The organism is Corynebacterium sp. HMSC058E07 (genome assembly GCF_001809885.1).
Lineage (GTDB): Bacteria > Actinomycetota > Actinomycetes > Mycobacteriales > Mycobacteriaceae > Corynebacterium > Corynebacterium macclintockiae.
Genome location: NZ_KV799271.1, coordinates 198,240 through 219,457, shown reverse-complemented (window position 1 = coordinate 219,457; position 21,218 = coordinate 198,240). Strand labels below are relative to the sequence as shown.

Genomic DNA, 21,218 nt, shown 5'->3' with positions numbered 1-21,218 from the left:
CAAGCGTTACACCACACTAAGGGACGCAACCCCGCGAAGTCCTGCAGGGCACGCAGAAACAACCAGAACCATCATTCCACTGGTCCTTCGTTCGACCAGTTATGTCCTGAAGCGACAACCTCTAAATCCGACCAGAGCAACAATTCGGAATCAATGTTTTGTGCCTCGGAGGTCATTTCCATCAGAAACATGAGATCCCGAATCATTGTCGGTATGAGGTTCTTTTTCACCACGTAATCGCGGATCACTCGTCGGATATTTGCATCGGCGGTTAACTCATTTTCCGCCACAGCATCAAACGCTGCCGGAATTGAAATCTTCGACTTATACAAATCCGCAATGTCGTAAACAAACGCGCGTTCCGTGCCTTGGTGAATTACGCCCAAGGAGGGAATGAATCCCAGCGAAACAATAACGGCATGAGCCACACCATAAAGTGCTGCATTCGCTGCAGTAAGAGTCCGGTTAATCGGGTCACCGGTAGAAAAGTTCTGCGGATCGTACATCCGTTTCTTCCAAGGCACCCCGGTTCGCTCGGCCTCCGCCAGGTAGACTTTCTTCATCCGGGATCCCTCACGCCCACGCAGCTGTGCCATCGTCGCACTTGAAATATCTTCGCCGGGGAAGCGCATGGCGTACATCTGTCGTGCGCAGAAAAGCCTGCGGCGCTGGTTACTTACTATTGACGCCTGCGCCTCCGCCGCTGCCGAAGAATTCGAAAGCGAACGGCCAGATGCGTAGTAGCGCACGCCTTTTTCCCCAACCCATACGACGGAAACCCCGGAGTCCCCTAGCAGAGCCATCGCTGCGTAAGTCACTTTCGTACCTGGGCCAAGCATTAAGGCAGCAATACCTGCCGCAGGCACATGGGTGATGCCGCGTTCATCCGTGAAGGTAACAGCGTTGTTATCGCGATTAACTACGCAGCGCTCGGCGTATAGAAACGAGATCCGATCCTGCACGCGCGGTAGGATCGGACGATCCATGGGCGACTTCGAAGGGTGCTGTGCCACTGCGATATCCCTAGTCTGGCTTGCCGGTAATGGGCTTGGCGAGTGTCAGTAAGCCACAACCGTAGGCCTTGCCTCGCCCGATGCCTTCGACGAGTGCTTTCTTGAAGCTTTCGGCATCGTCAATCTGCAGTGTGCCGCGGTATCGCACCGTGCCAATCACAACCTGGCGGCCCTTGGAGTTGTTCACCGACTTCGAGAAACGCAGTGTTTTTCGTTCCACGATGAGGGTTTCCAGAGGGGTGAAGCCACAGCTTTTAGCCTTGGCGTTGAACCATTCCAATTGTGCTTCCTCACCTACCAGTGCGGTGAGTTTGCCACGGGTTCCGCGTGGGGAACCAGGAGCCTTTTTAGCAGCCACAGGGTTCAGAACCACCTCGAAGTGCCAATGCTGTCCATCTTCCAGTGCCCCGAGCAGACGGTCGTATCTTGCCTTTTGCGGTTCAGTTTGGGAACCCGTTTGCTCAGCGATTTTGTTCGGATCGCAGTTATCCGGTCCGACGATGTAGACAGCATGCTCGTCTGTGCCTCGGAGTTTTCCGTCTTGGCGCCAGAGGATACGTTCCTTGTCGGCTACTTCTTTAGGAAAGCAACTCAGAACCGCAGCGTGCATAGCCTGCGGATTACCCAGCAGTTTTCGCGCTTGGCGACTACGGGGATCTAGGTGAAGTCGTGTGAAGGTCGTCATGCCTGCATCACCGCCTCCATAAATGGGTCGTTGGTCGAACCGAGGCCATTCTCGATGGGCACACCCGTCTGGTCTTGGACGACATCCCGCCATCCGTACTCTCGATGCTCTTGAGAGAAGGAGATCGGTACGTCTCGAGTAGCAATGCCAGTTTCACCACTCGTGGCGTCACGAAAAATAGGCAGCGAGAGTTTCGGCGCCCGAGTCTTTCTGTGTGCGCGGGTGGCCTGCCAGTCGGTAGCTCGCAGCGCGTCGACGGCCGAGCCACGGAAAGTTCCGAGGTAGAGGGTCGGGGGAGCAGGGCACGATCGACGCCCAAGGAATAACGGGAAGCGGGGGCGTTGGACGGCACTTGCGAGTTCGTCGATGAAGGGTTCATTGTCTGATTCGACGGCAGCGACGAAAACAGCATCCTCAAGGTAGTACCGCGTGACCAGGTTCGCGTTGTCCTTTGGCCTTTTCTGCCATGGCTGAGCAGTCTGGTAGTCCCGCAGTAGGGAACCAGGCTGATCCACACGAACGGCGAACGTTAGAGCCGCAAGATCTTGCAGGTCGTCAGTGCGCTGGCGCCCTTGTGCAGCGGCTAGAAGCCCCAGCACGCCGGACTTGGTGGGAACCTGTTCGGTGGCGCGTTGCTTGAATCGGCTGCTGGCGCCCCACGACTGCATGGGGCCAGAGAGCCTGAGTAGGAGGGTGGAAGGCATTAGCGCTCCTGAGTGGCAGCTTCTGCGACAGCTTCGACGAGCTCGGGCAGAGTGGTCTTCTTGGCCAGATCGATCTCGATGAAAGCGTCCGCCAGGTCGCCCAAGGACATCACGAAGGCGGCCTGTGGGACGAAACCGTAGGTGTTTTGGATCTGCTCGGCTTCGCGAGCCAGACGATCGGCAGCGGACTTGCGGCGGCCCTGGTTGTTTTCGGAGACCACGGGCTCTTCGAATGCGTTGACTAGGGAGATGGAGCGGTCATTTCGGACGGTGACGTACACGAGCTCCGGCACACTGTTGTGTGCGAAGGTGTTCTGCTTACCAGTCGGCAGTGAGGTGATGAAGCTGTGGGTGAATGCCTTGATGGCTTCAGCGGTGGCATCCTGGTTGCCGAGGTTTTCGGCAAGCGAATCAACGTCAATCGTAGCGAATCGGTAGAGCGTCGAAGACATCATCTGAACGGTGCCCATCATTGCTGCACCGACCTCTTCGTCGGCCTCTACCATGTCGTCGACCGCGGTATAGAAGTCAAACTCCGGCTCGGACTCGTGCACACCGATGGCGTGCGCGACCTGCACGGATGCATCTACGTTGAAATCCGGAGCATCGGCGACCATACGGCCGAACATACTGATGTCGACCCCGTGCTCCTGGTCGAACAGTACGCTGGCTTCTTTCTTAGTGAACTTCTTGTCTTCGCGATGCTCAATTGCGTATTCGGCGAGGTTGGTCACTTGGCGCACACTGAGGAAGAGGAGGTAGCCCAGTTCAGACTTCTGCTCAGCTTCGTCGGAATCTGCATTTGCCGGCTTCCGCTTCGTCAGCTTGAATCCGGCCGTGGTGAAGATCTTCTCCGCGAGGGCAGTTGCTTCGGCTTCTTCGATGGCGCTATCCAGTTCCTGAATGCGGTCAGCAACCAGTTCGATTACACGGCGGGTACGGTAGCCGACGAAGCCGGTAGGGAGCTTCTCTCCGAAATCTTTGCGAATGGCTCGCTTCCAGGCCTGGGAGGAGACACGCTGGCGAGGAGCTCCGCCAAAAATGGCCGTCTTGGGTGCACCAGTGTCGTCGCGATTGATCAGGCTCGGCGGGAGAGTCTGCAGGGCGTGGAAGTCGATGGTGATAGACATGGAAGAATCCTTTCGAGATAGGGAAGTTTAGTTTTCTTGGGCGGAAAGGGAGTTGTTGATGTCGCGCGGGTACCGGGCAAAAGCGAAATCGCGACCCCAGCGCAATAAAACGCCGTTACGGGTGCGAGGGTTCGATAGTTTGCGTAGGTCTGCGGCGAACCAGCCATAGTTGAAGCGGAGGTCTTTGGAACGCAACAGCGAGATGAGGGAGCGGGTTTGAACAAGCCGGGACTGGGCAGTGCGTGCCAAAACTAGAGCATCGAAACGTCCCTTAATTGATTTCGATTCGCTTGTGTGAGCCAAGCGGCCGCAAGCAGCAGCGAAGGAGCGGGAACTATCGTGAACTTCGTGCGTTGCGCCCTGCATGTGGAGAGCGAAGAAAGTCAGCGCATGGAATGCGGCCTCCTCGGAAGGGGACGGTGCATCGCCGCGTCCGATCTCTTTCTCGGACAAGGGAACTACTAAGGAAGACAAAACACTCTCGAAAATGAGAGGGCTTTTTAGTACGGGCTGGCCGGCCGATTTGCGGAGTTCCGCAAGAGTTCCTCGCGCCTGAGCCTGATTAGGGTAGCCAGTGCGGCCAAGATAGTCGGCTTGTAGTTGGCTACACGTTGCGGCGATCGCTGAGCTCAGCCGTGGCTGATCATCAGTTAGTTGATCCATCGTTGTTTCCTATTCTTGGTGGGCAGTGTTGTTGAATGGTGGCCTTTATCGCGGGACTGTGCGTGGAAGAATCTCGCGGAGCTTCTTCCGCAGCCAGCTCATGACTGTTCCGGCAGATACGAAGCGTTCGTCACCATTGTTTTCGATGATTCTGCCTATGAGTGCCTTGGGGCCGGCCCCTACGAGAAGCACGTCCGCGTGTTGGAGTACAGCGTTGTGAACAGTCAGTTCCCATTCTTTGAGCCGGGGCTCCAGATCTGCATCATGGAGAGTCTTCATCCATTCGCTAAATCTCGGCTCCAGCTCGGCCAGTAGGTTATCGGTTGCGGCGGGTTGGAACTCGTATTCTCCACCTGCCGCTTGGAAGAGTTGACCTGCGAAGCTGCCCAGCATAGTGCCAGCTTGGCTCGTTGCAGCTGCCAAGTTGAGCACAGCCTGGCGCTGGTCGACGGCTGACTGGGGCAACAACTCGAGAGGCAGTTCGATCCGAGTGCTAATGCTGATGTCTACCACGGAGCTATTTGAGCCGTATTGCATGGAGGCCATGGAGACATTCAATGTCTTCGGTAGTTCAACTCCGTTTTCTTCCAGATATGCAAGCTGGTCGATAGTCTTGGGGCGCTCAGGAGCTCGGTTCTTTTTGTCGTAAATCGGGTCAGTCTTGAGCGCGATCAAGGGTTCCAAGCTCCGCCACATCGTCCGCTGAGCTTCGAGTGGCTTTGGGTAATAGACGTCTAGGTCCCGAGTGGACTTGTTCTTGCTGAATCGATAGGGCGTCATCGGATCGTCCTTGACGTTCGCATTCGCTTTGGGAATACGATCGCCGTTCGAAACCAGAACCTGGGTGATCACACCATCTTCTGGGAAGAGACGGACTCGCCTGGATTGCCAAGTCAGAATCTCCGCAGGCCCCTTGGGATAGATGCCGTCCTTGTTAGCGGGGTCAATTCGTTGAGCGGAGGTATCTGGCTCGCGTTCCCAAACCGGGTGATCATCCTCAGCCTGTAGCGCCTTGTCCGTGGTGTTTAATGCCAAGGTTTCCTGGAGGTTGGACCCGAGGATGATCGTTGCGGTAATGGCTCCGGTCCAGCCCGTGCCGATCGGATAGCCCCTTCCGCCTTTGACCCTGGGGTCGCCAACAGCACCGGATTTGATTCCGGAGTAGTCGTAAGCCTGGATGTATACCAGCCAGCGGGCGGCCTCGGCGTAGGCAAGCGAGAGTGCACCATTTCCGGCGCGAAGCGTGAAGTAATCATCTTCAAATTCCGGAACGATTCGGCGCACATCGGCAGTTGCATTTTTACTTGTATGCAGGTCAGCTACCTGCATGAATGGCTTTTTGGAATCCAGTAGGTCGAAGCGATCAGCGTGGCGATCCAGGTAGTCGAGAACAGTGTCGTCAGCCTGGTTTTCTGCGGCAGATTCCAGTCTTTCGGGTATCCAATCGACCATATCTAGTTCTTCGCCAGGATCCAGATCGAGATTTTCCCGGTGAGCGCACCAGTAGATCGCCAGAAGTAGGCGGTAGATGGCGGCATCCTGCAGAGGACTATCACCGCGGATGGAAGCAACCGAATGGGAACCGTCGAAGATTTCGCGCAGGCTGAGCTCTGAAGTGGAGCCGTCGGTCAGCATCGTGAGAATCCACGGCCGATCGAGGAGACTAAAGCTCTCCGTCACGATAACCCTTCCTTTCGTGTGTAGGTTCTGTGGTTCATGTGCAAGGGTGGTTGGGTTGTATCACTTTCCTAAGGTGGTCGAAACGAACTAATCGCTTCCTCTAAAGCTATCTGCGGGCTAAACACTTCTGGTCCCATTCTGGAAAATCGGGAAACCAGCTGTTTGTAAACCCAAAAGATCCGAGTATCTGATCTTTACGCCCAAGAGTGTGGTCTCGAGCTTTTCGTCCAGCCGAAGTGCGACCTGCCCCTTGAGCAAATAATGCTCCATCCAACCTTCAGGAGTTTGATCTTCGAGCTCGTCTACCGTTCGGTCCCAGACAGCGTCGAATCGCGTAAACATAGCAGGCAGGCGCACTGTAGACGCAGCGAGGCGGAAGGCCGTGTCAAAGTCCGGAACAGTCGTGTTCTCCAGAATCCTGGTTGAATGATCGTCACTTCCATCCTCGAGGGGTATGTAACCGTAGTCATCGTTGATGATGGGAATGACTTCGATACTGCTCTCGGCATCTCGAACTGAAGCAGTGGCCTTAACCTCTTCCTGTGAGCGATCGCGGACTAGCTGCTCGTAAAGGGTATCGAGCCTATTTCCAGTCTTCCCGGGGCTTGGGATCCTAAAGACTCTTGACTTCGATTTATCCGCGAAACTGCTGGCAAGGAACCTTGTCCGAGAACTTTCCCAGCGTTCTGCCCATGCCGTAGGAAAGTCGTGTTCCGCGTCGAAGTCGTAAGCCTTCTGAACCAAATCTGGTACGTCAGAGGGTCGTCGGAAGCCTTCGTTTGCCACCGTAGAAGTGATCAGCTGGTAAGTCGTAAGTAGAAGCGCATCGTCGTAGATATACGCCGTACCCGGATCCCATTCAGGCATCGGCGAGGTGTTTGCGATTCCTCGAATGTAGATGCGGGCATTGCGGAGCTTCTCCGGCCGGTCGCTGTCTGGCCGTTTGTGGCGATGCAATCGCCCCGCCCGCTGAATTATCAGGTCCATTGGTGCGATGTCGGTGATTAGAACGTCGGCGTCAATATCAAGGCTCTGCTCTAGAGTCTGCGTGCCACAAACGATGCGTAGGGTAGGGCGCCCTTGTCCTCTATGTGACGCCGGCCCCAGCTCGCTAAGGAGTTCCTCTTCGTGGCGAGTGCGGTCGAGCCCGGTGAATGCGGAGTGATGAAGGCGAACGTCACCGGGAAACGCCTCTTCCAAGGCCGCGAATGCTTCCTGAGCTCGCTTGATGGTGTTGCAAATAATGAGAGCGACGCCGCCGTCGGAGCAAAGTCCAGAAACCAGATCCGTCAACTGCTCGACGGAATCGTCGATGATTTCCATCTTCGCGTGCATGTCGTCAGGCCGAGGAGGGACAGCTTTTTCGCTGGTCCCCTCAGAGTCCACCAAGGTGAGAAGAGGATAACCTTGGCCAGCCAGGGCTAGGTCCTTCTTTGTGATTTGGCCACCATAAGCGGTAACAAGTTCTTTCTTGCGGTTAGTTGGCAGAGTCGCCGACAACAAGATGACCGGTACGCCATATGCCGCTAGCCAGCGCAAAGTTTCAGCAAGGTATTCGTTGGTGTAGGTCGAGTAGGCGTGAACCTCGTCGAAAATTACGACTTTGCCTGCGAGTGCCAGGTGGCGAAGCATGGAGTGCCGAATCTGTAACGCCATCATCAGTACTTGATCGATGGTTCCGACCACGAAGTTTGATAGCAGTCCGTTCTTGCGCCCGGATAGCCAGTCGGTGGCAGTAACCGTTCCATGGTCAGTGCAATCCTCGCCGATATCACGGTAGCGGAGCTTGCGATAGTCCTTGTTGAGTCGGTTCTTACCGTGAGCTAGATAAAGAGAAGATACGGCAGAGCTTTCGGTGATATTTCCAACCCAACGAGAGAATCTTTTGAAAAGGCCATTGGCAGTTGCCATGGTGGGGGCTGCAAGTACAGCGCCGCTGGCATGATTCTGTTGTGCAAGCAGTTGGGCAGCATAGAGAGCTGCTTCGGTCTTCCCTTCGCCCGTAGGGGCTTCAATGATCAGTAGTGAGGGACCGGGGGTGTTCCCATTGAGTAGCTCTGCGGTTGCCAGTTGTACAGGGCGCGGGGTGGCACTTTCTGGCCAGGTAAAGCTTGATCTGTAGTTTGGGGCGATTTGGGAGGGATCGCCATCAAGTTTCTTGAACTCGGTGTGGAGATCAAACTCGGCCAGAGACATCCCCTTATTAATGCGGTCGGATTGAGAGCCCTCAAAGCGAAGCGGGAAGAAGTTAGTGTTTGACGCTAGCCAATCGCACATCACCATAAACCCCGTCATGATTTGAATGGCCGCTGTCGGGGTTCTTCTTTTGATGGCCTCGAGGGCAGGTTGGACGTGACTCGTAGCGGCGAGAGCATCCAGAATTTCATCGACGGCGATTTGCCACTCGGTAGGGTAGCTATCAACGAATGACGCGACAGCTTTTCGTCCGCTGGCGTCAAGCCAGCCATGGTGAGCTTCGACGGTTTGGGCGAGAGACAATGCTGCTGGTGGTTTGAGACCTCTGCCCTTGAGCCATCTCGCCAGAAGTTCGCGCGAATAGAGCGGGTGGGCAAGGCTGGCGATCTCTTCGTCCGCGCTCAGGTCAGGTATTGGGACGCCAGCTCTTTCCAGCGGGTAAAGCAGTGGGGTGTTGGTCTCTGGGGAGCGGAGTTTTCGGATAAAAGGTGCTGACAGTTTTCCGCAATCATGTGCGGAAATGAGGAAAACTGTGAGTGAGCGAATCTGTTCGGGGGAGAGCTTCGTGCTGCGACTGAGGAAGTCCTTGATCTGTGGGGAGAGCCAGGAATCCCAAAGATAGGTTGCCACCGCGCCGGAATCTACCAGGTGTTGGACGAGCGACATCGGGCCGGTCTCATCGCCCGATTTGGCTAGGAATGCACTGGCCGTGGGGGAGAAGCTGTCGACCGCGCCATTCCAGGAATTTAAATCGAACAGTGGTGTGTTGTGGGGGTCTGTCATGTCCGTTGGCTTTCGTAGTGTTGTGTTCTACAGACAAAAGTAGCAGAGAAGTATAAACCATGCAATGCCAAGTTCAAAAAAATTTAAAGCGTGCCGCGAGCTGGGTGGAGTCTTCAGTTTTGTAGGGTGGGGAGCTGGTGATGCCCATGTCTCCCAGCGACAGCTGGGATGAGCCGTTGGCTTTGCACGGTTCGGTGCATGGGGTCACATGCTCCCCGCGCCAGCGGGGATTTCTTAGAAACCAGAGCTTAACGCCCTACAGCCCCAACCCCTCAATCCCATGCACCGTCACCGTCTCGGATAGCGCAACACGGCCCGGGGCGGTCTTGTACACCGGGCTGGATTCATCGGCACGGCCGAAGGTCAGCGCGGTCACCAGCTTGTACTCCTCATCCACGCCCAGGAACTCGCGCACCGTCGGCGCCAGCAGGGAGATCATTCCCTGGGGAACTCCGTGGTAGCCGTGGGCAGTCAGGGAGAGCAGGAAGTTCTCCGCGTACGTGCCCTGGTCAAAAGCGGCACGAACACGATCCCCGATCGGCGGGATGAACATCAGCGCCGAGTACGGGGCGCCGAAGAAACGCAGGTTCTCGCGAACGAACTCCGTACGCGCCTCCCTATCCTCACGGGCAATGCCCAGCAGCCCGTACATCTTCGCCGCCAGCTCCTTAGAGCGCTGCGGGTGTACGCCCTCGCCGTAATCCACAGTGAAGTCGGGGTTCAGTCCGTTGGTATCGAACTCCTCGATCAGCGCGGCACTCAAGTCCTTCAACTTTTGGCCACCGATCACGTGGACGTTCCACGGCTGGGTGTTGGAGTTCGAGGGCGCGGACTGGGCGTCCAAAGAAACCCCCTCAACTCACTCACCGTGAGGGCGTCAAGAATCCGTTAAGAACGCCCAACAGTGAGTCACCTTGCTTTCATTTCTTAAAAGTGATCAGCGTTACTTATTATGAGACCTATGTCTGAACCAACTGTTTCCAAAACAATGATTGAGCTCAAGGGAGTGAACAAACACTTCGGCGAGTATCACGCTCTTCGAGACATCAACCTCGAAGTCCCCGCAGGCCAGGTCGTGGTCATCCTCGGCCCCTCCGGATCCGGCAAGTCCACGCTGTGCCGCACCATCAACCGCCTCGAAACCATCGATGAAGGCGAAATCCGCATCGACGGCGAACTGCTGCCCGAAGAGGGCAAGGACCTGGCCAAGCTCCGCGCTGAGGTCGGCATGGTGTTCCAGCAGTTCAACCTGTTCAGCCACAAGACCATCCGCGATAACGTCACGCTGGCGCCCACCAAGGTCCGCAAGGTCAGCAAGGAAGAGGCGCGCAAGACCGCCGAGAAGCTGCTGGACCGCGTGGGCATCGCCGCCCAGGCCGACAAGTACCCGGCACAGCTATCCGGCGGCCAGCAGCAGCGCGTTGCCATCGCCCGCGCCCTGGCCATGGACCCCAAGGTGATGCTCTTCGACGAGCCGACCTCCGCCCTCGACCCAGAGATGATCAACGAAGTCCTGGACGTCATGACCGACCTTGCCAAGGGCGGCATGACCATGGTGGTTGTTACCCACGAGATGAGCTTTGCTCGCCGTGTTGCGGATCGAATCCTGTTTATGGCCGATGGTGCCATTGTTGAGGACGCCGACCCGGAGACCTTCTTCACGAACCCGCAATCCGATCGCGCCAAGGACTTCTTGGCGAAGATTGTGAACCACTAGTTCGGGAAGCGAGTTTCACATGTCTACATTCAAAAGCGCACTCAAGCGCCTTACGGCTGCAGTGGTCGCCACCGCATCCGTGGTAGCGCTGACCGCGTGTGGATCCGGTGGCGCCCGCGACCTGCTGGCAGACATCGAATCCGGCCACGTCGTAATGGGCACCAAATTCGACCAGCCCAACCTGGGTGAACGCACCCCGGATAAGCAGTTCGCTGGCCTGGATACCGACGTATCCCGCTACGTGGTGGAATACATCGCGAAGAAGCACGGCTGGGCCACCCCGGAAATCGAATGGCGCGAAACCCCGTCCGCGCAGCGCGAGACCCTCATCAACAACGGTGAGGTCAACATGATCGCCGCCACGTACTCCATCAACAAGGGCCGACTGAAGGCCGTGGACTTCGCCGGCCCGTACCTGGTTACCCACCAGGCACTGTTGGTCCGCGAGGATTCCGGCATCAAGGGGCTGAACGACATCGCGCCGGGCACCCGCCTGTGCTCCGTGTCCGGCTCCACCCCGGCGCAAAAGGTGAAGTCCGCGCTGCCAGAGGTGCAGCTGCAGGAGTTCGACACCTACGCCGCATGTGCGGAAGGTCTGAAGCAAGGCGTGGTCGACGCTACGACCACGGACGCAACCATCCTGGCGGGCTTCGCACAGCGCTACCAGAAACGCTTCAACGAGAAGTACAGCGTCATCCAGCTCAAGAAGGAAGACGGCAGCTTCTGGACCAACGAGAACTACGGCATCGGCCTGCCCAAGGGCGACGACAAGGCCAAGGCCGAGGTCAACGAAGCGCTGAACGAAATGCACGATTCCGGCGAGTTCCAGAAGATCGTCGCCAAGAACCTGGGCGACAACGTGGACCTCGGCGAGAAGCCGAAGATCGGCGACCTGTCGTTCGTCGACAAGAAGTAGGAAGGAGGAACGCACTATGAACCCCGAACTATGGGCCGAAATGAAGCCCGAACTGCTGCCGGCATTCTGGGTAACCGTCAAGCTGACGTTCTTCTCCGCAGTCGGATCGATGATCTTTGGCATCATCCTGACCGCCATGCGCGTTAGCCCCGTGGGCATCCTGCGCAACCTGTCCGCGTGGTACATCAACATTGTTCGTAACACCCCGCTGACGCTGATCATTCTGCTGGCCTCCATGGGCCTGTACTACAACCTGGGCTTGCTGCTGGCGGTGGAGAACGATTCCTTCATCGAAAAGCAGAACTTCCGCCTGGCTGTCCTGGCCTTCGTGGCCTACACCTCCTGCTTCGTGGCAGAATCCCTGCGCTCCGGCATCAACACGGTGCCCTTCGGCCAGGCCGAGGCCGCCCGCTCGCTGGGCTTAAGCTTCGGCCAGAACTTCCGGCACGTGATCTTCCCGCAGGCCTTGCGCGGCGCGATCGTGCCGCTGGGCAACACCCTGATCGCGTTGACCAAGAACACCACCATCGCCTCGGTGATCGGTGTTGCTGAAGCGTCCCTGTTGATGAAGACCCTGACGGAGGATTACGCCAGCGACATCCTGGTGATCTTCGGAATCATCGCAGTTGGATTCATTATTTTGACGCTGCCGACCGGGTTGTTCTTCGGCTGGGCAGGTAAGCGATGGGCGGTGAAGCGCTAATGAGTGCACGTGCAACTGTTCTTTATGACGCCCCAGGCCCGAAGGGCCGCAGGCTCAACTCGATCCTCACGGCGATCACGGTAGTAGTGGTCGCGGTGATCCTGGTTCTGGTGGGCATGAAGCTCAACGAAAAGAGCCAGTTCGAATCCGCAAAGTGGTCCTTCTTCCTGGAGGGCTCCACCTGGACGACCTACATCCTCCCGGGTCTGATTTCCACGATCGGCGCGGCAGTGGTCTCCATTGTGCTGGCCATGGCCATCGGTGCGCTGCTAGGCGTGGGCCGACTATCCACCTCCGCACCGGTGCGTTGGCTCTGCGGCATCATTGTGGAGTTCTTCCGCTCCATCCCGGTGCTGGTTCTGATGCTGTTTGCCTACGCAACGTTCTCCCTGCTGCAGCTGGTGCCGTCCAGCTGGCTGGGCTTCACCTCGGTGGTATTCGGCCTGACGATGTACAACGGCTCCGTGATCGCAGAGACCCTGCGTTCCGGCATTCAGTCCCTGCCCCGTGGCCAGCGTGAGGCCGCGATCGCACTGGGCCTGAGCCACCGCCAGTCCATCAACCTGATCCTGCTGCCGCAGGCAGTGGCTGCCATGCTGCCCGCGATCATCTCTCAGATGGTTATTGCGCTGAAGGATTCCGCGCTGGGCTACATGATCGGCTTCGTCGAGGTGGTTCGCTCCGGTCGCCAGCTGGGCGAGTACTACGGTGCGATGATCCCGGCCCTGCTGCTGATTGCGTTGATCATGATCCTGATCAACATGGCTCTGGCAAAGCTGGCCGAGCGTATCGAGATCCAGCTGCGTTCCGGCCGCGCGCGCCGCAACATCGTTGCCAAGGTTCCTCACCAGAAGGAGCAGGGCATCGATACGAAGGACAATGCGTACGTCGACTGGCACGCAGAGGGCCACCAGGACCTGCGCACCACCTTCGAGTAACCCCGCGCTGGCTAGTGCTAGCCGGACTACGCTGCCTGGCCCGCGCGCCAGGCGCGCTAGCCGAGTCGGCTAGCCCAGCGCCTCCCACAGCCGCTGGTTGAAACCATCCCAGCGCTGCTTGGCCCAGTCGCCGAAGTCCTCATCCGTGAGGACAACGGCGGCTTTTTTCGTCCCCGCACTCCGGTCGAACCACAGGAACGTTCCCGACTGGCCAAAGTGCCCCGCCACCGTGGCCGGCATTCCATCGCCCAGCCAGTGCGGCGACTTCTCGCCGTGCAGTTCAAAGCCCAGACCCCACGGGCAGGGCTTCTGCATTCCGTAGCCCGGCACCACTCCGGAAATCTCCGGCCACTGGGGCTCCAGCGCCTCGTTGAGGGTGGAGGGGGCGATGACTGTGGGCGTCAAAAATTCAGAGCACAACACCGCAAGAGCATCCACCGAGGCAGAAAAACCATGCCCCGCGCTGCCCTCGACCGCGACCTCGATGCCCAGGGGCGCGCACACGCCCTCGGCCACGTAATCGGCGAAGGGCATGTCGGCCTCCGCGGCGATGAAATCAGCCAGCACCTCGTAGCCCGCCGAAGAATAGATCCGACGGGTGCCACGCGGCTTTTCCGGGGACCGGCCGCGGAAGCCAATGCCGCTGGTGTGGGCCAGCAGCTCGCGCACGGTCGGCAGGTCGTCGAAGTCGGGGAGTAGCTCGGCGGGGACCTGCTGATCCAGCTCGAAGGCGCCTTCCTCGACGGCCAGGAGCGTGGCGTAGGCGGTGATCAGCTTGCTCACGCTGGCCAGGGGGAACTGCGCGGCAGTGTCGCCGAAGGTTGCAGTACGGGCGCCGGAGCCGCCATCCCACAGCGCCGCCGCGGCCACGTTGTTTACGGGCCAGTCGCGCAGTTCGGCGAGTACGTCCTCTACCGCGTTGCTCAATTGTCCACCAGGCCGACCAGCTCGTCGATGGTCTTCACCCGGTTGATGTCCTCGTCCGGCACCTCCACGCCGAACTCCTCTTCCAGGCGCACGGCGATGTCCATCAGGGATAGCGAGTCAATGTTTAGGTCGTCGCCCAGGCGCTTGGAACCCTCCAGCTCCTCGCGCTCGATGCCCGTCGCGTCTTCCACGATGTCCAGCACGATCGCGCGCTTGTCCTTCTCGCCGGTCGCGTTGGCTGCGCCAGCCTTGTCGGCTTTATCGACCTTGTCGGCAGCGCCAGCAGCGCCAGCAGTATCCGCAGCGCCGTCCTTCTTCAGCTTCTTCGACAGCGCCGCCGCCAGCTGGTTGTTCTGTTCCGCCATGTTCGTCCCTTCTCCTGCCACTCCTCAAGACCCGCGTACGCCGGGCGCTAAGCTATAAGCCTTGTGGCTAAAGCTCCAGCGCAACCCCGCGCCGCGCGGCCATTTGTACACTCATCCTAACAATCTTCCGAAGGCTCCACCCATGCGTCCCATTACCGCCGTCCGCAACCTCGCCAGCATTGTGTTGCGAGACCCTCCCGCCGTTCCCGGCCTGCCGCGCGCACGGTGGATCCATCGCCTGACCATGGACGACGGCGCGAAGGTCGCGGTCCATGAGGTGCGTTCTTACTCTTTTTCTTTTGAGGACGCCCCCTCCTCCGCCCCCACCACCGTCGTCCTCGTGCACGGATTCAACCTGACGGCGGCCTCCTGGTTTTTCCAACTGGATGCATTGCGTGAGCAGCCGAACCTGCGCATCCTGCTGCCGGACTTGCGCGGCCACGGCGCCAGCGAGGACGCACCTGGGCTGGATATTGAACGCACCGCCATCGACTTAGGCGCGACTATCCGCGAACTCGCGCCGACCGGCCGGGTGATCCTGGCGGGTCACTCAATGGGCGCGATGACGGTTCTGGGCGGGCTGCGCCACCTGGAAAAGGCCGATCTTCAGCGGGTCGGCGGCATTGCGTTGATTAACGGCGCGATCGATACTTTCGCCTCCGCGGGAGTCACCCGGATCCTGCATTCGCCTCTGGTACGCGCGACCCGCTGGCTGGGAGCCAAGAGCCCCAGCCAGTTGGAATGGGCAAAGGCGCTGGTGGAGTGGGCCATCAAGCCCGTCATCGCCGCCTTCATTTACCACGGCTCGCTGGACGAGGGGAAGTCCGACGACTTCGACGTCCTCAGCTTCCACGCCAACGAGATTGCCGGAACCGCCATGCGCACGCTGCTGGGATACCTAGACGATCTGACCGAGCACGACGAGCTCGCCACCGCCGACCTTCTGGCCGACATCCCCGGCGAGATTCTGGTCGGCGCCATGGACGACGTCACCCCGCCCAGCCAAAGCCAGCGCATCCACGAGCTCTGGCCACGCGCCGACTTCCACGAGTACCCGGAATCCGGGCACATGCTGCCGGTCGAGCGCCCGGAGGACGTCAACCGGGTGCTGCTGAACCTACTGGGCTAGTCGCCCGCTGTGCGCGCGACTAGTTCGTCGCGGTCGGGTCGTCGATCTGGAAGCGCTGGGCGGCCTCGGCTGCCACAGAGCGCTCGATCTTGCCCTCCCGTGCCAGGCCCAGCAGCACGCCCACCACGATGGATTCCGCGTCGATGTTGAAGTACCGGCGCGCAGCCTCACGGGTATCCGCAAAGCCGAAGCCATCGGCACCCAGCACCACGTACTCGCCCGGCACCCACTTGCGTACCTGCTCGGACACGGTGGTGGCGTAGTCGCTGACCGCCACGAACGGGCCTTCCGCAGCCTCCAGCTGCTGGGTGATGAACGGCGTGCGGGGCTCCGCCGACGGGTCGCGCAGCTGCTCCAGCTCCACGGCCTGGCCGTCGCGGGCCAGCTCGTTCCAGCTGGTCACAGAGAACACGTTCGCGTCGACGTCGAACTCCTTCAGCAGTTCCTTCGCCTTCAACGCTGCCGTCATGGCCACGCCAGAGGCCAGAATATTGGCCTGCAACTCCGCTGAGCCCGAGGCGGCGTCATAACGGTAAATGCCCTTGTGCAGCCCCTCAACGTCGAGGTTCTCTGGCTCCGCCGGCTGGTGGATCGGCTCATTGTAGGCCGTGATGTAGTAGATCACGTCCTCGCCGCGGCCATTGTTGCTGTTCTCGCCGTACATGCGCTCGATGCCACGGTGCACGATGTGGGCGATCTCGTAGCCGAACGCCGGGTCGTAGGTCACCACGGCAGGGTTTGTGGACGCCAACACGGGGGAGTTGCCGTCCATGTGCTGCAAGCCCTCGCCTGTCAGCGTGGTACGGCCCGCGGTGGCTCCGATCAGGAATCCGCGAGCCATCTGGTCGCCCGCCGCCCAGATTTCGTCACCCACGCGCTGGAAGCCGAACATGGAGTAGAAGATGTACAGCGGGATCATGGGCTCGCCGTGGGTGGCGTAGCTGGTGCCCGCGGCGATGAAGGAAGCCATGGAACCGGCCTCCGAGATGCCCTCGTGCAGGATGTGGCCGTCGGTGGCCTCGCGGTAGGACAGCATCAGGTCGTGGTCCACCGGCGTGTAGTTCTGGCCGTGCGGGTTGTAGATCTTCAGCGTCGGGAACCAGGAATCCATGCCGAAAGTGCGCGCCTCGTCCGGGACGATGGGCACGATGCGCTTTTTCAACTCGTCGTCGCGCATGAGGTCCTTGAACACGCGGACCAGCGCCATTGTGGTGGCGACCTCCTGCTTGCCGGAGCCCTTGCGGGCGAGTTTGGCGATGGACAGGTCGGGCATTGTCAGCGGGGTGAACTTCTCGCGGCGCTCCGGCAGGAAGCCGCCGAGTTCCTTGCGCCGGTTCAGCATGTACTGAATTTCCTCCGCGTCCTTGCCGGGGTGGAAGTACGGCGGCAGGTACGGGTCCTTCTCCAGCTCCTCGTCGGAGATCGGGATGTCCTGCTTATCGCGGAAGAGCTTCAGATCGTCCAGCGTGAGCTTCTTCATCTGGTGGGTAGCGTTGCGGCCCTCGAAGTTGTGGCCCAGGCCGTAGCCCTTGATGGTGTGCGCCAGGATGACGGTCGGCTGGTCCTTGGTCTCCAGGGCGCGCTTGTAGGCGGCGTAGATCTTGCGGTAGTCGTGGCCGCCGCGGCGCAGGTGCCAGATCTCCTCGTCCGTCATGTCCTCGACCAGCTTGGCGGTGCGCGGGTCCTTGTTGAAGAAGTACTCGCGGACGTAGGCGCCGTCGTTGGCCTTGAAGGTCTGGAAGTCGCCGTCCGGGGTGGTGTTCATGGCATGAACCAAGGCGCCTTCTTCGTCGCGGGCGAAAAGCTCGTCCCACTCGCGGCCCCAGACGACCTTGATGACGTTCCAGCCGGCGCCGCGGAAGAAGCTTTCCAGCTCCTGGATGATCTTCGTGTTACCGCGGACCGGGCCGTCCAGGCGCTGCAGGTTGCAGTTGATGACGAAGGTCAGGTTGTCCAGGTTGTTTAGCGCGGCGGTCTGGATCAGGCCGCGGGATTCCGGCTCGTCCATCTCGCCGTCGCCGAGGAATGCCCAAACGTGCTGTTGGGAGGTGTCCTTGATGCCGCGGTCGTGCAGGTAGCGGTTGAAGCGTGCCTGGTAGATGGCATCCATCGGGCCCAAGCCCATGGAGACGGTCGGGAATTCCCAGAACTCCGGCATACCGTGCGGGTGCGGGTAGGAAGGCAGGCCGTGGCCGGGCTTGGAGGCCTCCTGGCGGAAGGCATCCAGGTCTTCCTCGCTGAGGCGGCCTTCCAGGAAAGCGCGGGCGTACATGCCGGGGGAGGCGTGGCCCTGGAAGAAGATTTGGTCACCGCCGCCCGGGTGATCCTTGCCACGGAAGAAGTGGTTCAGACCGACCTCGTAGAGAGGTGCGGCGCCAGCGTAGGTGGAGATATGGCCACCCACGCCGATGCCGGGGCGCTGGGCGCGGTGCACCATGATGGCCGCGTTCCAACGGATCCAGCGGCGGTAGCGCTTTTCGATTTCCTCGTCACCGGGGAAGTCGGGTTCCTGGGTGGTGGGGATGGTGTTGACGTAGTCGGTGGATAGCAGCGGCGGGAGGGGAACTCGCTTGGCGGTGGCGCGCTCTAGCAGGCGCAGCATCAGGTAGCGGCCACGATCCGGGCCTGCGGTTTCCAGCAACCCGTCGAGGGATTCCATCCATTCTTGGGTCTCCTCCGGGTCGGAATCGGCCAGGTAAGAGGCCACCCCATCGCGAATGAGAGCGAAGTTGCTGGCATCGGTTGGGATGTTGTTTTCTTCAGCTGAAGCGGACACTTGTTAGTCCTCCTATGATCCACGTGTTCCGGGGGTTCAGGGTGAGCCCCTGCTCTTGTTCCCACAGTACTTGCCACAGTACGTCAAAGTCGGGTTAGAAAACCTCCGCTGGTTGGCCGATTGTGTTAGGTTCAAAAATGTAGTTTTTTAACCACACCAGCTGCGGTAACTGCAAAGTTGTGCAAGTGTATGTGCAACCGCACAGTGCATGGGCGCGATGTGACTGCGTGATGTGATTGCGCGGTGCACGTGCGCGATGTGATTGCGATGGTTGTATGGCTAGGCAGTGTGCGTGGCTGGAATGCCCGGTTAGTTCGCGTGGCAGATCTGTACGACAGGAACGTGCGGCAGATTTGCATGGCGGATTTGTACGCCGGGTTGGACGATTAGGAAAGGTACGTAATAACAGTGGCAATGGCCCCCGGTTCGGCTCAGAGCTCTGCAGGCTCCGCTGGCGGTGCACAAGGCAAGGATGCAAAGGGCGCGAAGGGCGCGTCTGATTGGGCGGATCTGCTCAGCATCGAGTCCGACTACCTTATCCAGGAAATCGGCTGGGACGAAGACTGCGACAGCAGCATCAGCGAAGCCCTGGAAGATGCCATTGGCGATGCACTGTTGGATATCGATACCGACGAGGTCGTCGATGTGGTGCTTTTGTGGTGGCGCGACGAAGACGGCGACCTGGTCGACGGCCTGGTCGATGCAACGCGCAGCCTGGGGGAGGACGGCCGCATCTGGCTGCTGACCCCCGCAAAGTTGGACGCCGGCCGCGTCGAGCCAGGCGTGATCGCAGAGTCCGCCCAGCTGGCGGGACTGGTGCAGACCAAGTCGGAGCGCCTCGGCGACTGGCAAGGAGCCTGCCTCGTTTCCTCCGGAGCCAAGCGCTAGCTTCAACCCGATGCTGCCGTTAGCGAAGTCGCGGTCGCAGACTCAGTCGCAGGCGCTGCCGTTGGTGCGGATGCTTCTCGGACCGGGCGCTACCTGCGGTTTCGTTATTTTGCGGGTGGACGTGCTAGAGTCATTAACGCTTCAAACGAAGCCACAGTTTCTTTCTTAGAAACAGCACGCGCCTTTAGCTCAGCTGGAAGAGCAGCTGGTTTACACCCAGCAGGTCGGCGGTTCGAACCCGTCAGGGCGCACCAAGATTTTTCACTGCCCCGTAGCCACCTCGGCCGCGGGGCTGTTGCGTTCCGCCTGCACTGCACGCGCACCCGCCCGCGCTGCACGCGCACCCGCCCGCGCCACATTTGGCCTCTCCGCTGGCCGGGGCAATAATGGATCACATGACACCCTCGAAGCGCAGCGGCTGGCGAAGTCTCCTCACCCCCGGATGGATCATCACTGCCATCCTGGTCATCGCCTTCACCTACACCGCATTCAGCTTCCTGGCTCCATGGCAGCTCGGCAAGAACAAGGACAAAAACGCCTTTAACCAGCGCCTCGAACAATCCCTCCAGGTCGACCCCGCCCCGATCACCGATGTGATTCCGGGCGACGGGGGATCGGTGGGCGTCGATAAAGAATGGACCAGAGTCGCACTACAGGGCCATTTCCTGCCCGATAAAGAGGTGCTGCTGCGTAACCGTCCGGTCGAATCGGCTCACTCTTATCAATCATTGACGCCCTTTCGCCTCGACGGCGGCCAGACCGTCTTGGTGCATCGCGGGTGGGTTGCCGTGGAAGGTGACGGGGCTGCGCCTAAGTTGAAGCGTGCGCCGGGTGATGACGTGAAGGTGACCGGGTTTATCCGGATGAGCGAGGCCGTGCCGTCTGCGAAGCCGTCGCAGTCTCAGGGATACACGCAGGTCACGGGCATGTCGACGAAGCAGATTTCCGAGGCAACGGGCGAGGATCTGGCGGCGGACTATGTGCAGCTGGACTCGGAGAGTGTGGACCGGCTGAACGGTATGGCCGGTGGCGACAGTGCTGGTGCTGGTGCAGGTGGCGGTGATGCTGGTGCTGGTGGTGGTAGTGGTGCTGAAGTCCCGGATCTGCAGGCGCTGCCTCTGCCGCACTTGGATGGTGGCACGAACTTGTCCTACGGAATCCAGTGGATTGCGTTTGGCATTCTGGCTCCGGCGGGTCTGGGCTGGTTCGTGTATGCGGAGATGCGCGAGCGCCGGCGCGAGCGCGAGGAAAGCGCCGAGGTTGCCCGCCTAAACGCCCAGGTCACCGACGGTGCTGACGGCGGTTCTGCCGGAGACGCTGAAGGTGCTACTGCTGTTGCGGACACGTCTGCTGGTGCCGGTGGAGATGCTGGTACTTCTGCTGGTGCGGGCGATGCCAAATCTGCTGGTTCCGCCGATGCCAAATCCGAGTTAAGTAAGAGGAAAACTTCTCTGAACAAGGATAATTCTGCCTCCGGCAAGGAATCTCGCAAGCGGTCTGACCTTACCGACCGCTATGGAGGTACCCGCTCCCGCTTTGAGGAACGCCGCGCCGAAAAGCGTGGCAAGGAGCGCTTCTAGTCTCCGCAAGCTATCCGCCCAGCCCGCGACATGTCGTTAGAACGGGAATTAGCCGGGGCAGCTAGGCGCGAATGTCGTTAGAACGGGAATTAGGAAGCGCGGGCGCAGAGCTTTGGATTTCTGCAATGCGCTGAACAGCTCTTTTGCGTTGTTGATAACGATGTTCTGTAACGGATTCCCGTTCTAGCGACATTTGGCCATCTGGAGTGGCCGAGGATTCCCGTTCTAACGACATGTGGCCTTCCGGGGAGTCCGGGTGCGCGAATTAGCAGTGTTCGAGAATGCGGGAGAAGGGGGTAAGTGTCGGAAAAGTTGCAATAGGGCGCCGCGGTAGGTTTGCGAAGAATGAGCAAAACGCTCTGACCTGCATATTTGGACTAGTGAAAATTTGTTGCAGTAACAAATTGCAAGTTTTCCGACATTTG

Annotated in this window: 18 protein-coding genes and 1 tRNA gene; 8 read left to right on the top strand and 11 right to left on the bottom strand. The window is 59.5% G+C overall.

Annotated features, from left to right (window positions below; translation table 11 throughout):
* Positions 1–71: 71 nt before the first annotated feature.
* From cas1e to HMPREF2678_RS04625, 8 genes are all read right to left on the bottom strand, one after another.
* Positions 72–986: a type I-E CRISPR-associated endonuclease Cas1e gene (cas1e, locus tag HMPREF2678_RS04660; protein WP_035007937.1), complete on the bottom strand. Its 915-nt coding sequence runs from the start codon at positions 984–986 to the stop codon at positions 72–74.
* Positions 987–1,023: 37 nt separating this feature from the next.
* On the bottom strand, positions 1,024–1,698 hold the full coding sequence (gene cas6e, locus HMPREF2678_RS04655; protein ID WP_035007940.1) for a type I-E CRISPR-associated protein Cas6/Cse3/CasE: 675 nt from the start codon (positions 1,696–1,698) through the stop codon (positions 1,024–1,026).
* Positions 1,695–2,402 carry a type I-E CRISPR-associated protein Cas5/CasD gene (cas5e, locus tag HMPREF2678_RS04650; protein WP_035007943.1) on the bottom strand — a complete coding sequence of 236 codons (708 nt, stop codon included), beginning with the start codon at positions 2,400–2,402 and terminating at the stop codon, positions 1,695–1,697. The genes cas6e and cas5e overlap by 4 nt, the downstream gene beginning before the upstream one ends.
* Positions 2,402–3,532, bottom strand: coding sequence for a type I-E CRISPR-associated protein Cas7/Cse4/CasC (gene cas7e, locus HMPREF2678_RS04645; protein ID WP_070551102.1), 1,131 nt, complete (start codon positions 3,530–3,532; stop codon positions 2,402–2,404). The genes cas5e and cas7e overlap by 1 nt, the downstream gene beginning before the upstream one ends.
* A 27-nt stretch (positions 3,533–3,559) precedes the next feature.
* A complete protein-coding gene (gene casB / locus HMPREF2678_RS04640; protein ID WP_070551100.1) occupies positions 3,560–4,195 on the bottom strand; it encodes a type I-E CRISPR-associated protein Cse2/CasB in 636 nt (211 codons plus the stop codon).
* 45 nt (positions 4,196–4,240) lie between these two features.
* Positions 4,241–5,875, bottom strand: a complete 1,635-nt coding sequence (gene casA / locus HMPREF2678_RS04635; protein WP_246817882.1) for a type I-E CRISPR-associated protein Cse1/CasA — start codon at positions 5,873–5,875, stop codon at positions 4,241–4,243.
* 117 nt (positions 5,876–5,992) lie between these two features.
* Positions 5,993–8,854 carry a CRISPR-associated helicase/endonuclease Cas3 gene (locus tag HMPREF2678_RS04630; protein WP_083303416.1) on the bottom strand — a complete coding sequence of 954 codons (2,862 nt, stop codon included), beginning with the start codon at positions 8,852–8,854 and terminating at the stop codon, positions 5,993–5,995.
* A 256-nt stretch (positions 8,855–9,110) separates the two neighbouring features.
* On the bottom strand, positions 9,111–9,698 hold the full coding sequence (locus tag HMPREF2678_RS04625) for a nitroreductase family protein (protein ID WP_070551098.1): 588 nt from the start codon (positions 9,696–9,698) through the stop codon (positions 9,111–9,113).
* 144 nt (positions 9,699–9,842) lie between these two features.
* Between HMPREF2678_RS04625 and HMPREF2678_RS04620 the strand changes: the two genes are divergently transcribed.
* The 4 genes from HMPREF2678_RS04620 to HMPREF2678_RS04605 are packed head-to-tail and all read left to right on the top strand — an operon-like array spanning position 9,843 to position 13,128.
* Positions 9,843–10,571: an amino acid ABC transporter ATP-binding protein gene (locus HMPREF2678_RS04620; RefSeq protein WP_034980538.1), complete on the top strand. Its 729-nt coding sequence runs from the start codon at positions 9,843–9,845 to the stop codon at positions 10,569–10,571.
* Positions 10,572–10,590: 19 nt separating this feature from the next.
* The gene (locus HMPREF2678_RS04615) at positions 10,591–11,487 is read left to right on the top strand and encodes a glutamate ABC transporter substrate-binding protein (RefSeq protein ID WP_070551095.1); all 897 of its coding nucleotides are present in this window, start codon (positions 10,591–10,593) and stop codon (positions 11,485–11,487) included.
* Between the two features lie 16 nt (positions 11,488–11,503).
* The gene (locus HMPREF2678_RS04610) at positions 11,504–12,190 is read left to right on the top strand and encodes an amino acid ABC transporter permease (RefSeq protein ID WP_034973213.1); all 687 of its coding nucleotides are present in this window, start codon (positions 11,504–11,506) and stop codon (positions 12,188–12,190) included.
* Positions 12,190–13,128 carry an amino acid ABC transporter permease gene (locus tag HMPREF2678_RS04605; protein ID WP_070551093.1) on the top strand — a complete coding sequence of 313 codons (939 nt, stop codon included), beginning with the start codon at positions 12,190–12,192 and terminating at the stop codon, positions 13,126–13,128. The genes HMPREF2678_RS04610 and HMPREF2678_RS04605 overlap by 1 nt, the downstream gene beginning before the upstream one ends.
* Before the next feature lie 69 nt (positions 13,129–13,197).
* Here the strand turns inward: HMPREF2678_RS04605 and HMPREF2678_RS04600 are convergent, their stop codons facing one another.
* Complete coding sequence (locus tag HMPREF2678_RS04600; protein ID WP_070551091.1) at positions 13,198–14,055, bottom strand: serine hydrolase domain-containing protein; 858 nt, start codon at positions 14,053–14,055, stop codon at positions 13,198–13,200.
* Positions 14,052–14,420, bottom strand: coding sequence for an acyl carrier protein (locus tag HMPREF2678_RS04595; protein WP_070551088.1), 369 nt, complete (start codon positions 14,418–14,420; stop codon positions 14,052–14,054). The genes HMPREF2678_RS04600 and HMPREF2678_RS04595 overlap by 4 nt, the downstream gene beginning before the upstream one ends.
* 142 nt (positions 14,421–14,562) lie before the next feature.
* On the opposite strand from HMPREF2678_RS04595, the gene HMPREF2678_RS04590 reads away from it, so the two are divergent.
* The gene (locus HMPREF2678_RS04590) at positions 14,563–15,549 is read left to right on the top strand and encodes an alpha/beta fold hydrolase (RefSeq protein ID WP_035002060.1); all 987 of its coding nucleotides are present in this window, start codon (positions 14,563–14,565) and stop codon (positions 15,547–15,549) included.
* A 19-nt stretch (positions 15,550–15,568) separates the two neighbouring features.
* Here HMPREF2678_RS04590 and aceE read toward each other — a convergent pair whose 3' ends face one another.
* The gene (gene aceE, locus HMPREF2678_RS04585; protein ID WP_070551086.1) at positions 15,569–18,325 is read right to left on the bottom strand and encodes a pyruvate dehydrogenase (acetyl-transferring), homodimeric type; all 2,757 of its coding nucleotides are present in this window, start codon (positions 18,323–18,325) and stop codon (positions 15,569–15,571) included.
* A 414-nt stretch (positions 18,326–18,739) separates the two neighbouring features.
* Between aceE and HMPREF2678_RS04580 the strand changes: the two genes are divergently transcribed.
* The 3 genes from HMPREF2678_RS04580 to HMPREF2678_RS04570 all read left to right on the top strand — a co-directional run bounded on the left by HMPREF2678_RS04580 (position 18,740) and on the right by HMPREF2678_RS04570 (position 20,793).
* A complete protein-coding gene (locus tag HMPREF2678_RS04580) occupies positions 18,740–19,213 on the top strand; it encodes a DUF3052 domain-containing protein (RefSeq protein ID WP_051873902.1) in 474 nt (157 codons plus the stop codon).
* A 178-nt stretch (positions 19,214–19,391) separates the two neighbouring features.
* A tRNA-Val gene (locus HMPREF2678_RS04575) sits at positions 19,392–19,467 on the top strand.
* Between the two features lie 141 nt (positions 19,468–19,608).
* Positions 19,609–20,793: an SURF1 family cytochrome oxidase biogenesis protein gene (locus HMPREF2678_RS04570; RefSeq protein WP_246817881.1), complete on the top strand. Its 1,185-nt coding sequence runs from the start codon at positions 19,609–19,611 to the stop codon at positions 20,791–20,793.
* Positions 20,794–21,218: the final 425 nt, after the last annotated feature.

What these genes read in the sequence shown, in the direction of transcription:
- cas1e (WP_035007937.1), bottom strand. Translation starts at nt 986, where the DNA reads ATGGATCGTCCGATCCTACCGCGCGTGCAGGATCGGATCTCGTTTCTA.
- cas6e (WP_035007940.1), bottom strand. Translation starts at nt 1,698, where the DNA reads ATGACGACCTTCACACGACTTCACCTAGATCCCCGTAGTCGCCAAGCG.
- cas5e (WP_035007943.1), bottom strand. Translation starts at nt 2,402, where the DNA reads ATGCCTTCCACCCTCCTACTCAGGCTCTCTGGCCCCATGCAGTCGTGG.
- cas7e (WP_070551102.1), bottom strand. Translation starts at nt 3,532, where the DNA reads ATGTCTATCACCATCGACTTCCACGCCCTGCAGACTCTCCCGCCGAGC.
- casB (WP_070551100.1), bottom strand. Translation starts at nt 4,195, where the DNA reads ATGGATCAACTAACTGATGATCAGCCACGGCTGAGCTCAGCGATCGCC.
- HMPREF2678_RS04630 (WP_083303416.1), bottom strand. Translation starts at nt 8,854, where the DNA reads ATGACAGACCCCCACAACACACCACTGTTCGATTTAAATTCCTGGAAT.
- HMPREF2678_RS04620 (WP_034980538.1), top strand. Translation starts at nt 9,843, where the DNA reads ATGATTGAGCTCAAGGGAGTGAACAAACACTTCGGCGAGTATCACGCT.
- HMPREF2678_RS04615 (WP_070551095.1), top strand. Translation starts at nt 10,591, where the DNA reads ATGTCTACATTCAAAAGCGCACTCAAGCGCCTTACGGCTGCAGTGGTC.
- HMPREF2678_RS04610 (WP_034973213.1), top strand. Translation starts at nt 11,504, where the DNA reads ATGAACCCCGAACTATGGGCCGAAATGAAGCCCGAACTGCTGCCGGCA.
- HMPREF2678_RS04605 (WP_070551093.1), top strand. Translation starts at nt 12,190, where the DNA reads ATGAGTGCACGTGCAACTGTTCTTTATGACGCCCCAGGCCCGAAGGGC.
- HMPREF2678_RS04595 (WP_070551088.1), bottom strand. Translation starts at nt 14,420, where the DNA reads ATGGCGGAACAGAACAACCAGCTGGCGGCGGCGCTGTCGAAGAAGCTG.
- HMPREF2678_RS04590 (WP_035002060.1), top strand. Translation starts at nt 14,563, where the DNA reads ATGCGTCCCATTACCGCCGTCCGCAACCTCGCCAGCATTGTGTTGCGA.
- HMPREF2678_RS04580 (WP_051873902.1), top strand. Translation starts at nt 18,740, where the DNA reads ATGGCCCCCGGTTCGGCTCAGAGCTCTGCAGGCTCCGCTGGCGGTGCA.
- HMPREF2678_RS04570 (WP_246817881.1), top strand. Translation starts at nt 19,609, where the DNA reads ATGACACCCTCGAAGCGCAGCGGCTGGCGAAGTCTCCTCACCCCCGGA.